The sequence below is a fragment of the Rhodococcus gordoniae genome (genome assembly GCF_001646655.1).
GTDB classification, from domain to species: domain Bacteria; phylum Actinomycetota; class Actinomycetes; order Mycobacteriales; family Mycobacteriaceae; genus Rhodococcus; species Rhodococcus gordoniae.
The window spans coordinates 73,305-85,509 of sequence record NZ_LPZN01000051.1 but is presented as its reverse complement, the minus strand read 5'-3'; the positions used below and the strand labels follow the sequence as shown (position 1 = coordinate 85,509).

The 12,205-nt window shown below is 68.6% G+C and carries 8 protein-coding genes, 2 tRNA genes and 1 pseudogene; 7 read left to right on the top strand and 4 right to left on the bottom strand.

Annotated elements, in window-relative coordinates; translation table 11 throughout:
* Positions 1-667: 667 nt before the first annotated feature.
* Both A8G18_RS18860 and A8G18_RS23460 read right to left on the bottom strand, forming a co-directional pair.
* Entirely contained in the window at positions 668-1,192 is a 525-nt protein-coding gene (locus A8G18_RS18860) for an MmpS family transport accessory protein (RefSeq protein ID WP_064065068.1), read from the bottom strand.
* Between the two features lie 397 nt (positions 1,193-1,589).
* Positions 1,590-1,898, bottom strand: a pseudogene (locus tag A8G18_RS23460) (DUF2637 domain-containing protein); the annotation flags it as partial.
* Positions 1,899-2,577: 679 nt separating this feature from the next.
* Between A8G18_RS23460 and pgm the strand changes: the two are divergent.
* From pgm to A8G18_RS18825, 6 genes are all read left to right on the top strand, one after another.
* Positions 2,578-4,206, top strand: coding sequence for a phosphoglucomutase (alpha-D-glucose-1,6-bisphosphate-dependent) (pgm, locus tag A8G18_RS18850; protein WP_064065066.1), 1,629 nt, complete (start codon positions 2,578-2,580; stop codon positions 4,204-4,206).
* A 57-nt stretch (positions 4,207-4,263) separates the two neighbouring features.
* A complete protein-coding gene (locus A8G18_RS18845; protein ID WP_064065072.1) occupies positions 4,264-5,481 on the top strand; it encodes an MFS transporter in 1,218 nt (405 codons plus the stop codon).
* Between the two features lie 26 nt (positions 5,482-5,507).
* On the top strand, positions 5,508-5,999 hold the full coding sequence (locus A8G18_RS18840; protein ID WP_064065065.1) for a MauE/DoxX family redox-associated membrane protein: 492 nt from the start codon (positions 5,508-5,510) through the stop codon (positions 5,997-5,999).
* A gap of 41 nt (positions 6,000-6,040) precedes the next feature.
* Positions 6,041-6,790, top strand: coding sequence for a DsbA family protein (locus tag A8G18_RS18835; protein ID WP_064065064.1), 750 nt, complete (start codon positions 6,041-6,043; stop codon positions 6,788-6,790).
* A 144-nt stretch (positions 6,791-6,934) separates the two neighbouring features.
* A tRNA-Ala gene (locus A8G18_RS18830) sits at positions 6,935-7,007 on the top strand.
* 73 nt (positions 7,008-7,080) lie between these two features.
* A tRNA-Ala gene (locus A8G18_RS18825) sits at positions 7,081-7,153 on the top strand.
* A gap of 99 nt (positions 7,154-7,252) precedes the next feature.
* Here the strand turns inward: A8G18_RS18825 and A8G18_RS18820 are convergent.
* Complete coding sequence (locus A8G18_RS18820) at positions 7,253-9,097, bottom strand: siderophore-interacting protein (protein ID WP_064065063.1); 1,845 nt, start codon at positions 9,095-9,097, stop codon at positions 7,253-7,255.
* A gap of 88 nt (positions 9,098-9,185) precedes the next feature.
* Positions 9,186-10,763: an AMP-dependent synthetase/ligase gene (locus tag A8G18_RS18815; RefSeq protein ID WP_064065062.1), complete on the bottom strand. Its 1,578-nt coding sequence runs from the start codon at positions 10,761-10,763 to the stop codon at positions 9,186-9,188.
* 139 nt (positions 10,764-10,902) lie between these two features.
* Between A8G18_RS18815 and A8G18_RS18810 the strand changes: the two genes are divergently transcribed.
* On the top strand, positions 10,903-12,180 hold the full coding sequence (locus A8G18_RS18810) for a LuxR C-terminal-related transcriptional regulator (RefSeq protein WP_064065061.1): 1,278 nt from the start codon (positions 10,903-10,905) through the stop codon (positions 12,178-12,180).
* The last annotated feature ends 25 nt before the right edge of the window (positions 12,181-12,205 follow it).

The window sequence follows — 12,205 nt, the reverse complement described above, 5'->3', positions numbered from 1 at the left end:
GGTTTCATATGTCTTCACCCCCCGTCTTCCGCCTGAGATAGTGACCGCACTGTCAGCTGCCAGTGCGACTGCCGACTTGTTCATAACCACCGCTTCTGCGGTCACCGCCACCCACTTCCCGCCGTCATTTCATGGCAAATTTAAGGCCCTACCTTCTGCACAATCGGGAGAGCGAGACTGAACGTTACGAATGGGACGGCGCAGCGCTGAGTGGTGTGGCAACGCCAGTCGCATGACTGTCGCGACTCGACCGGGGATGCTCCCACGCCAAAGATAATTCCTCATTGCGAGCTGGCGATCTCGTCATTCCTGGGGAAGGAATGCGGGTAGTGCTTCCCGGGCCGAAACCCCACCACCCGCACTCCGAACTTTAACTTGAGTCGAACATACGTGCGAAGCTTTCCGCGTGGCCTCCTACAAGCGCGCCCCGAAAACCTGCCCGAACGGGCACCGCCTCGGACCGAACTGCGTCGTCGTCGGATGGACCCCCTGCACCTGCGCTCCCGGCGTCACCGGCCACCGCACGTACAGGTGCCGCGAATGCGACGAGGTGATCGAAAGCCCCCCGCATGTAGGGGATGTCTGGTTCGGGGTGCAATGGTCGTGACACGAAAACGCCCCACTCCACGCATGGGAGTGGGGCGTTTGGCCGTATCGCAGTAACAGGTCAGAAGACCGGTGCGGTGCAGTTCACGACGGCGTACTGGCCGGTCGCGGTCTCTTCTGCTTCGACCTCGCCGTCGACGATCACTCGGCACGTCACCGAGGTGCCGTCGGTTTGCGCGGTGACGCCGGCGGTGACGAAACTCGACCGGTTGTTCACTGTCAAGGACCACGGGGCCGGGACGCTGGTGTCCTGCTGCATCGCAGAGTTCTCGTCGAACCACGTGACACTGTTCAGGGTGCCACTGTCGCTGATGACCTCGTAGACGATGGTCTTGCCCTCGCCGGTCTGCGGTGCAGCAGTGAGCGGCGGGATCGTTGAGGTGTCGCCATTCTCAGCCGGTGCCGCTGCCGGTGCCCCTGCGGGGGCGCTGGACGGCGTCGTCGCGGTGTTCTCGGTTTCGTCCCCGCCTCCGCCTGCAACCGCAGCGATGATGATGACGAGAATGATCGCACCGAGAATCCAGGGCCACTTCTTGCGCTTCTTCTGCGCAGGGACGGGATTCGGCTGATCGTAAGGGTTGGTCATGAGCGGGTCCGTTCCAAGTGTCTACTGTCGAGGCGCCAGACATGGCGGCGGTCACGCCGCATGTCTCCAGTCGACTATCCGGTCGGTTGGTTTTTTTGTTACATGCCCTTGGTATTGAGGCCTTCAGCCATCGACGGACCGATGTGTCGGTGACTGCGACTTCTTTGGCGACAGCGCGTAGGGACATGTCTGTCGTGGCGAGGAGTTCGAGTGCCCGAGCTCTGCGATCTTGAGCTTCGTCGACCGTGCGCTCGGGTGCGACGGGAGGGGTAACTATCTCTGCGGTCTCGACCTCGACGGGTGCGACCTCCTCGTCTTCGGGTTGCACCTGGACGTTCCGCGACAGTTGCACTGCGAGGTGCGGTGCGACGAGGAGGCACAGGGGTGGCACCACCGAGACTGCTGCGGCCGCGAGCGGGGGGAGTGGGCCCGGCGGAAAGAGTTGGCTTCCGACGGCGGCGATCATCGACACTCCGGTGCCAGCCCCGAGGAGGGTCCAGGCGTAGCGACGTGGCCCGCTCAGTTGGAGAACGCCGCGAGTGGCAACGATCATGAGCCCGTCGACGTCGAGTGGCCACATGTGGGCGGCGTACTCGCCGTAGCCGGCACGCAACGCGAGGTCGACGAGCTTGGTGTACGAGAGAAGGAACGCGAGTGCGGCGATGCCGATGGTGAGGTATGCGTCGGTGCTGTGGACGCGTTTCATTGGTAAGGATTCCTCCGGGGAAGAGCGAATGGAATCGGCGACAGCGGTCGTCAGGTCATTTCGAGTGGAGGCGCTGAGGGGGGTGTGAATCGGTGGCGCTGCCCGTGGCGTGCCCACAAATTGCCCACAATCCGCCTAGATCTAGGCTGTTCTCATCGACTCTGGTCGACTCTGAAAACTGGCGTGAGCTGCGAATATCTGCCTACCGCCTGGTAGGAGAAACACCCGAAACGGGTTCGATTCCCGGCAGCTCCACCAACGGCCCGGGTAGGAGATCGACACTCGATCACCTACCCGGGTTTCGTCGTTTCGGGATCCCGGACTGGAGGTCAACGGATCGGCGCGGAGAACGGCAATGCCCGCCGCCGAGACTCGGGTGTGAGTTTCTCGGCGACGGGCACGGTCGCGCTGTCGGCCCGGAGGACATCGGAGACGATGCCGGGACAGCGGAGCGAAACGAAGGATGTCCTCCCCGGCATGGCCTTCATTCCACTCGGTGAAAGTAGTCGATTATATCGTGAGCTAACAATATGACTCTGGGGTCGGAAACTTTGGTCTCTACGGAGTAGTGACCTTTGCGGCGACCAGCCGTGTCGACGCCCGGATCCGGGTACTCATCCCGCACATACCGCTGGACCGGCGGGCAAGATGAGGGCACCACCATCGACGAGGAGAACACATGGCGCACGAACGAGCGGGACAGCCGGCCACGGCAGCGGATCTCGAGGACCTCGCACATCTGGTCACCGCCTACTACACCGTGCAGCCCGATCCCGAGAACGTCTCCCAGCAGGTGGCATTCGGCACCTCCGGTCACCGCGGCTCGAGCCTCGACGGTGCCTTCAACGAACACCACATCCTCGCGACCACCCAGGCCATCGTCGAGTACCGCGCGCAGCAGGGCACCTCGGGCCCGCTGTTCCTCGGCCGCGACACACACGCGCTGTCCGAACCGGCCTGGGCGAGCGCACTCGAAGTGCTCGTCGCGAACGGTGTCGAGGTGGTGGTCGACTCCCGCGACCGCTACACCCCGACTCCCGCGGTCAGTCACGCGATCCTGCAGCACAACGCCGGATCCGGGGCCCGTGCCGACGGCATCGTGGTCACCCCCTCGCACAATCCGCCGCGCGACGGCGGCTTCAAGTACAACCCGCCGTCCGGTGGACCCGCCGACAGCGATGCGACCTCGACCATCGCCGCCCGCGCCAACGAACTGCTCGCCGCCGGACTCGACGGGGTGAAGCGGGTGCCGCTCGCCTCCGCCCTCGCCTCCGCCGGACGGCACGACTTCCTCGCCGCCTACATCGACGACCTGCCGAACATCGTCGACCTCGACGTCGTCCGTGCCGCAGGGATACGGATCGGTGCGGACCCGATGGGCGGTGCGAGCGTCGACTACTGGGGCGAGATCGCCGAACGGCACGCGCTCGACCTCACCGTCGTCAATCCGCTCGTCGACGCCACCTGGCGGTTCATGACACTCGACACCGACGGCAAGATCCGGATGGACTGCTCGTCCCCGAATGCGATGGCGTCGCTGATCGGCAACCGGGAGGCCTTCGACCTCGCGACCGGCAACGACGCCGACGCCGACCGGCACGGCATCGTGACCCCCGACGCTGGTCTGCTCAACCCGAACCACTACCTCGCCGTCGCGATCGACTACCTGTTCCGCAACCGGCCGGGCTGGGCGGAGTCGAGCAAGGTGGGCAAGACGCTGGTGAGTTCGTCGATGATCGACCGGGTCGCCGCCGGAGTGGGCCGCGACCTGCTCGAGGTGCCCGTGGGCTTCAAATGGTTCGTGCCCGGCCTGAGCGACGGTTCGCTGGGCTTCGGTGGGGAGGAGAGTGCCGGTGCCTCCTTCCTCCGGCGAGACGGCTCGGTGTGGACCACCGACAAGGACGGCATCGTGCTCGCGCTGCTCGCGGCGGAGATCACCGCGGTGACGGAGAAGAGCCCGTCCCGGTACTACGCCGAACTCGTCGACCGGTACGGCGACCCCGCTTACGCGCGCGTGGACGCCCCTGCGACGCGGGAGCAGAAGGCGGTGCTGTCGAAGTTGTCGCCCGAGCAGGTCGGTGCCACCGAACTCGCCGGCGAACCGATCACCGCGACGCTCACCGCGGCACCCGGCAACGGCGCCGCGCTCGGTGGCCTGAAGGTGACCACCGAGAACGCGTGGTTCGCCGCCCGTCCCTCCGGCACCGAGGACGTGTACAAGATCTACGCCGAATCGTTCCGGGGCCCCGACCATCTCGCCGAGGTCCAGCAGGCGGCGCGCGAACTCGTCTCGTCCGTCCTGTCCTGAGCGCGGCCGCCACCGCGCCCCGGCGAGGTCGTGCGCCTCGCTAACATCGTGGGCATCATGCGGACACGTGACGCGGCGTTGCCGCGTGAAATCTGGGTTCTGGTCGTCGCGAGTTTCGTCATCGCGCTCGGCTTCGGTCTCGTGGCTCCCGCGCTGCCGCAATTCGCGCGCAGCTTCGACGTCGGTGTCACGGCGGCGACCGTCGTCGTGTCGTCGTTCGCGGCGATGCGACTGCTGTTCGCACCCGCGAGCGGTTCGCTGGTGCAGAAGCTGGGGGAGCGGCCCGTCTACATCACGGGCCTGCTCATCGTCGCCCTGTCGACGGGGGCGTGCGCGTTCGCCGCGAGTTACTGGCAGCTGCTCGTCTTCCGGGCCCTCGGCGGTATCGGGTCGACGATGTTCACCGTGTCGGCGCTCGGGCTGCTCGTGCGGATCGCGCCCGCCGACGCCCGCGGCCGTGTCTCGGGCCTGTACGCGACGAGCTTCCTCATGGGCAACATTCTCGGCCCGCTCGTCGGTGGTGCGCTGATCGGGCTGGGTCTGCGCGCACCCTTCCTGATCTACGCCGTGGCGCTGCTCGTGGCGGCCTCGGTCGTGGGGATCAGCCTGCGCTCGTCGGATCTCGCCCGTCCCGACAAGGGGGACGGCGTGCCCGTCATGCGCCTGCGCGACGCGCTGCGCTCGCCCGTCTACCGCGCGGCCCTCGGATCGAACTTCGCCAACGGCTGGGTGGTGTTCGGGGTCCGCGTCGCGATGGTGCCGCTGTTCGTCGTCGAGGCCCTCGACGAAGGGGAGGCCTTCGCGGGTGTCGCGCTGACGGCGTTCGCAGTGGGCAACGCACTCGTCCTCATCAAGTCCGGCAAGCTGTCCGACCGGTTCGGGCGGCGCCCCTTCGTCCTGGCCGGTCTGCTGGTGTGCGGGGTCAGCACGATCGCGATGGGATTCACCGAGAGCGTCGTGTGGTTCCTCATCACCTCGTTCGTGGCGGGCATGGGCTCGGGACTGTCGAACCCCTCGCAGCAGGCGGCGGTCGCCGACGTCGTGGGCAGCAAGGCCCGGGGCGGGCCTGTGCTCGCCGCATTCCAGATGGTCGCCGACGTCGGCGCGGTGATCGGTCCGATCGCGGCCGGTTTCCTCGCGGACCGGGTGTCGTACTCGACGGCCTTCGCGGTCACGGGTGTGATCATGCTCGCGGCAACCCTGCCGTGGTTCCTGGCCGGGCGCACCCGCGTCGCCGAGCAGGCGGCACCGGTGACCGGCGACACAGCGCGGTGAGTCGACTGCCGGGTACTGTCGCCGGCATGTGGGTCGGTCTCGTCTCCACGCTCGCCCGATTCGGTCTGGCAGCGGTGTGGCTCGTCTCCGGTTGGGTGAAGTTCTCGGACCCGACACAAACCGTCGTCGCGGTTCGGGCGTACCACATTCTGCCCACCGACTGGGTGCGGCCGTTCGCCGCGGTCTTTCCCGTGCTCGAACTGGTCCTCGGGCTGGTCCTGCTGGTGGGATCGGCGACCCGCCCCGCAGCGCTCCTCAGCGCACTCGGGTTGGTCGCGCTCGTCGCCGCGATCGCCTCGGCGTGGGCGCGTGGTCTGTCGATCGACTGTGGCTGTTTCGGGGGAGGGGGCGTGGTCGAGGGTGTCGACGGCCGCGACTACGCCATCGAGATTGCCCGGGATGTCGGCTTTCTGGCGATGTCGATGTGGCTGATCGTCCGACCGCGCACCTGGTTCGCGCTCGGTCCGGGTTCGCGGATGTCCCTCTCAGCGGCCACTCAGCCGTCGATGGCAGAGTGAGATCGTCCTTCCCCACCGACGAGCAGTAGAGGGCAGAATCCGTGAGCGCGAAGAAGGTCCCATCCGGCAAGTACACACCGGAGCAGACATCGAACAGGTTCACCTACATTCTCGGCGGCATCGCCATCCTGGTGATCGGTGTGCTCGTCGTCGGCGGTGTGCTGTGGTCCTCGGGTGGCAGCGGTCCCCGCAACGACGACTACGGCTCCGTGCAGAACGCCGCGGTGGAGGTGTCGATCGAGGACGACGGTGCGATCCTGCTGGGCCGCCCCGACGCCCCGCGGACCGTCGACCTGTTCGAGGACCCGATGTGCCCGTACTGCGCCGAACTCGAACACAAGCATTCGCAGGAGCTCGCCCAGGCGATCGACGACGGGCAGCTGGCGGTCCGGTACCGGATGCTCGCCTTCCTCGACCGGGCGTCGAGCAGCGGCGACTACTCGACCCGGGTGGTGGCTGCGGCGCAGTGTGTCGCCGAGAGCGGGGATGCCCGCGCGTTCTCCGCATTCCACAACGCCGTGCTGTCGCCCGACAACCAACCGGCCGAGGGTGGCAAGGGCGACATCGACAACGCGGGTCTCGCGCAGATGGCCCGCGACGCCGGTGCCTCCGAGGACGTCGCACAGTGCATCACCGACGGCACCCGGGTCGAGGAGGCCTCGGCCGACGCGGAGGCGGGACGTCAGCTGCTCGCGACGACCGGAGCGGCCGGGACCCCGGCCGTCGTGTACGAGGGAACCGTCGTCGACGCCCTCGGCAACGAGAACTGGGTGACCGAACTCGTCGGATAGATCGCACGGTGACGGGAGCGCGTCGGGCACGTGCTCCCGTCACCATCGCGCCGTCTACCAGGCGATTTGTTGGCGTCGAGCGCGATGGTGTAGTTTTCTGTCAGCGCGAAGGAGTCACCGGAGCGCAACGGTACAACCGAATACGGGGCTATGGCGCAGCTGGTAGCGCACCACACTGGCAGTGTGGGGGTCAGGGGTTCGAGTCCCCTTAGCTCCACAAGATCGCTACAGGCGAGAGTTCACGCTCTCGCCTGTAGTCTTCGGTGGCGGTCCCCGTCAGGGCCGTGCAAGGGGCTATGGCGCAGCTGGTAGCGCACCACACTGGCAGTGTGGGGGTCAGGGGTTCGAGTCCCCTTAGCTCCACCCCTCGGACATTATCCTCCCCGCGGCTCTCCTCGCAGCGGCTCTTCTTGCAGCTCTGCGGCGGCCCCGTCGATCGCGAGGCCACCGCGAAGCACGATCTCAGTGCGTCGAGCCGGCGGACGTGTACAACGTCATTCCCCATCCCACCGTCGTGCGCTCGGGTTCCGCGAGGCCGGCCGCCTCGAACAGCGCCACGTGGTCCTCGTGCGTACGACCCCCACCACCGCTGAGCGCGAAGTCGACGAGGTCGTCCTCGTAGTCGTGTTCACCGGCGTTCTCGTCGAGCACGTTGCCGAAGACGAGGATCCGGCCGCCCGGGTTCAGTCCGGCCGCCGCCTGCTGCAGCACGTGCCCGGCATCGGCGTCGGGCAGTTCGTTCAGCCGCCCGGTCAGCAGCACCGCGTCGACCGGTTCGGGTCGGGCCTCGAGCATGCTGCCCGGCGCGTACGCGACCCGCTCGTGCTCGCCGTGGACGCGGCGCAGCACCTCGATCTCCGACGGCGCGGCCACCACGGTCGCTCGTGCCGACGGGTTCGCCGTGACGAAGGCGTGGGCGTAGGAACCCGCCGCCTCACCGGCGATCACCATGGTCGAGACGTCGGTGGGCACCTTCGCGACGAGGGCGCCGGCGAAGTACGCCGCCATCTCCGCTTCCTGCTCGTACCGGTCCGCCGACAGAGCGATGTCGTCCGCGACGCGCTGCGCGAAGCTCTTCCCGAACCGCTCAGCGTCGTCCCCGTGGCCCGTACGGACGGCGGCGAGCAGCGCGAGCATGCCCGCCAGTTCCCGCTGCGCGTGCACGCCGTCGAGGCGGAGTTCCTCGATGTGGTGGTCGTCCTCGAGTTCGCGGCCGACGCCGGTGAGCCGGAACCGGCCCTCGCCGAGGTCCTCGGCCACCCCGAGGGCGACGAGATAGCGCAGCAGCCTGCCCAGGCCGGTGCGGTCCGCCCCCGTCTTGACGGCGAGTTCGTCGACGGTGCGCGGCGAGGCGTCGAAGGCTGCCGCCAGGCCGAGGGTCGCCGCGACCCGCAGTGCGAAACCCGGTGCGATCTCGGCCAATTCGTCGAAGCGGTCGCGCTCGTCCTCGGTCGCCTCGAAATCGGGCAGGGAGGCGTCGGCCTCCGATACCGCGACCTCCTGGCGCCGCCAGTATCCGGTGACCTCCACCTGTTCCTTGGGAAGGCCCTTCTCGTTGCGCAGCCACCGCCGGATCGGGGTGAGCGTGAGAGCCTCACCGGCCACCCACGCGAAGACCTTCCCGTCCCACCACTCGGCGTTCGTGACGGCATCGAACAACAGCGTCGTCGTGCCCGGTTCGGCGCCGTCGCGGCCGAGCCAGGTCAGCTCCACCCCGTCGGGGACGGGCAGATCCTGACGGTGGGTGTCGTCGGCGATCTCGACGAAGACCTGACCACGTGCTCCGGCCGGCCAGTTCTCGAGCCAGCGCCCGATGGCCGGCAGCGCCGTCTCGTCGCCCGCCACGAGCGTCCAGTCCACGCCCTGCGGGTGTCCTGCCGACGACTTCGGTCCGGCGATCTGGATCGTCTCACCGGGCTCCGCGCGGTACGACCAGCTCGACGCGGGACCCACGCCGTGGCGCACGAAGTCCACGTCGATCTCGCCGGCGACCGGATCCCAGCGCCGGACGGTGTAGGTGCGCATGAGCAGCTTCGGATCGCGCGGCCAGTTCACCACGCCGTCGGCCTGGGTAGGGCCGAGGGCCTCGTCGAGGTCGGGATGCTTGAACATCAACTTGAACTCGTCGTCCACACCGTCCGACCGGAACGCCTCGACCGGATATCCGTTCGGTGCGACGTGGGCCTGCAACTGTTCGCCTCCGAGGGTCACCCGCCGCATCCCGGGGCTCACGTCCGTCACGCGGAGCACCGTCAGGTACCGCGTGGTGATCGGGAAGACCTCGATGGGGCGAAGGCTACGAGCCATGTGTGCGTTCTCCTGGACCGGGGATCGTGGACGGCGGGACGACCGGGCCTTCCGGCATGCGGCGACCAGCTCTTAGGCGAACCTTACTTCAGACGGCCTTCGGTTGCCTCGACCCGTCCTGACCCGCACGGCGACCGTTCGCGTACAGCTCGTCGACGAGACGGGCGTACCGGGCGAGCACGCGATCGCGGATCGGGCGCCCGGCCGGGTCGAGATCGTCCGCGTCCGGAGGTGTGCTCACCGTAGTGAACCGGCGGATGCGTTCCCACGGGTCCGATCGGGCGTTGAGCTGCTCCAGCGCGGCCGCGACGACCGACTCCGGTGCCGTGGTGAACACGAGGCCGACACAGTAGGGGCGCATCTCCCCGGCCACGACGAGTTCGCTGCCGGGGCAGACCCGCCGCCAGCGGACGGCGAGCGCGGTCGGCCCGACGTACTTGCCGGTGCTGGTCTTGAACGTGTCCTTGCGGTGGCCGGTGACGGTGACGAAGCCGTCGGCGTCGATCTCGGCGAGGTCGCCCGTGTGGAACCAGCCGTCGGCGTCGAGTGCGGCAGCGGTCTCCGTCGGATCGTCGTGGTACCCGGTCATCACCCCGGGACTACGGATGAGGAGTTCGCCGGTGTCTGCGACCCGAACCTCGGTGCCACGCAGTGGCCGGCCGACGGTGCCGGGACGGTGCGAGCCCAGCAGGTTCACACACGAGGGCCCGGACGTCTCCGTGATCCCGTACCCCTCGAGCACCGGCACACCGAGCCGTTCGAGCCGCTCGGCGATCGCATCGGACAGCCGCGCGGAACCGGAGATGACGAAGCGCAACCGGCCTCCGAGCTCGTCCCGCTCGAGCCGGGCGATCTTCTCGAGGACGTGCGGGACCGAGCCGAGGAAGGTCGGACGGACCGTTCGCAGATTCGCGGTGACCCGGTCGGCGCGGCCGTCGACGGCGGTGCTCACGCCCGCGTGCATCGCCATGAGCAGGAGCGACCGGCCGAACACGTGCGCGAGCGGAAGCCACAGCAGTTGGCGGTCGGAGGACGAGATCATCCCGGTCTGCGCGACGGCTCGGGCACCGTAGGTCGTGCTCCGATGGGTCAGGCACGCGCCTTTGGTGCGGCCGTCCTCGCACGCGGTGTAGATCAGCGCGGCCGGATCGTCCGGTGACAGCGCCGCGATCCGTCGCCCGACGGCGTCGGGCGTGGTGTGCAACAGACTGCGCCCTTCGGCGGCGAGCTCGTCGAGACGGTCGAGTCGCTGCAGGGAGGTCTCGAGCACCGGTCGATCGGCGATCGCCAGCACGGCATGTGCGCGGCGGATCTGGTCCCGCGCCTCGTCGTCGCGTGTCGCCGGATAGATCGGCACGGAGACACCGGCCGCGCACGCCACGGCGAGGTCGGCGACGACGGACCGGTAACAGGTGGTCGCGCAGATCGCGACGCGCATCCCGGGTTCGACACCGCGAGCGATCAAGCCCGCCGCGAGCTCGACGACCTCCCGTCGTACCTCCGACCATGTGGACGGGCGCCACCGTTCCCCGTCGGGACGCAGGTAGGCGACGGAATCGGGGGAGCGGGACACCCGGTCGAGCAGCAGACCCGGCACGGTCGCCGGGAACCCGTCGCGGCCGCCGACCGCGGTCGCGCTTCCCGTTGCCGCTCGGCGGTCCGCCACTGTTCGCAGCACCTCCCGCGGACGAGGATCGACGCCGCCCGGTGCCGACGGGCGCGTTGCCGGGTGTCGCACATCTTACCGCCGCTCGAACCCCGAGGGGCGCAAGTGCGCAGTACACGGGCGCCGATATCGTGGGCACGTGAGTCCCACCGCCCGTCGTCCCGAGGTCCTGATCGCCGAGTTGCGCGACGTCCTCACCGGTCCGCTCGCGGAGATCGCACAGCGCTTCTCCACCTACGTCGCCGACCTCGCTCCGCACAGCGCCATGGTGATCTTCACGAGGGAATGCACGGGCAGACCACGGAAGGTGGCCGGTGACCCGTCGATCGTCGACCGGGTGACCATCGCCGAACTCGACCGGGTGCGGAGCGAACTCACCGTGGGGGAGATCCGTCGCGGCAGCTTCCGCGTCGCGGGGCGCGATCGCGAGGTGTGCGCGATCCTCGACAGTACGGACACGCTGTTGCTGTTCGTGCCGCGTGGCGCGCGGGCGACCGCCTCGGCGCTCGAACTCGTGCGAGCGGCGTTCGGCGTGGTCGCCACCGGGATCCGGCTCCAGGTGCACACCGCGAGCCCGGCATATCTTGCGGAATCGAGGGCCGCTTCGGCCGAGCGGGCCCGCACCGTCGCCGAACTCACCGAGTCGCACGCCGTGACCCTCGAGACGATCCTCGCGACCCTGCGGTCGAAGGATCTCGACGACACCCGCGCCCGGACCACGGCGCGGGAGACGGCGACCGAGGCGCTGATCGGTCTGCGGTCGGCGGTGGACCTGCACCGCGAACTCGCGGAGGAGGCGCTGACCACCGCGTTCGCCCGACTGCACGGCGAACTGCGCGAGCTGGTGCGCCACCGTCGGCTCGACCTGCAGATGGTCGCCCCGCAGGTGGGTGGACGGGGACTGCCGGGCGAGGTGGCGCATGCGGCCCGCGCGATCGCCCGGGGTGCGGTGCTGGCGATGTCGGGGCAGACCGACGTGACACGGGTCCGGGTCGCGTGGAGTTGCGACAACTCGACTCTGCTGGTGGACGTGCGCGACGACGGCACCGGCGAGATCGAGGTCGCCGAACTCGAACGTCAGCTCCGTGATCGCGTCGAAACCCTGGGCGGAAGTATCGAATCCGAATCGACTCCCGGCTGGGGGACGCGGCTCGCGGTGAGCTTCCCGCTCGACCTGCCGGTCGCTGCGACGGACGGGCAGACGCTCGATGCGCTCGCCGCCCTCGCGCCGCGCGAGATCGAGGTGCTCGAGCATCTGGTGGCGGGACGCCGCAACCGCGTCATCGCCGAACGTCTCGGCGTGAGCGAGTCGACGGTGAAATTCCACGTGGCGGGGGTACTACGAAAGCTCGGCGTCAGCACTCGCGGTGAGGCCGCGGCTCTCGGTGCAGAGGCCGGGGTCCGCGCCGCGGGCTGACGCCGAGTGCTCGGTCGTCGTCGAC

Excerpts from the sequence above, each read along its gene's own strand:
- pgm (WP_064065066.1), top strand. The coding sequence starts at position 2,578 with ATGGCGCACGAACGAGCGGGACAGCCGGCCACGGCAGCGGATCTCGAG.
- A8G18_RS18845 (WP_064065072.1), top strand. The coding sequence starts at position 4,264 with ATGCGGACACGTGACGCGGCGTTGCCGCGTGAAATCTGGGTTCTGGTC.
- A8G18_RS18860 (WP_064065068.1), bottom strand. The coding sequence starts at position 1,192 with ATGACCAACCCTTACGATCAGCCGAATCCCGTCCCTGCGCAGAAGAAG.
- A8G18_RS18840 (WP_064065065.1), top strand. The coding sequence starts at position 5,508 with ATGTGGGTCGGTCTCGTCTCCACGCTCGCCCGATTCGGTCTGGCAGCG.
- A8G18_RS18820 (WP_064065063.1), bottom strand. The coding sequence starts at position 9,097 with ATGGCTCGTAGCCTTCGCCCCATCGAGGTCTTCCCGATCACCACGCGG.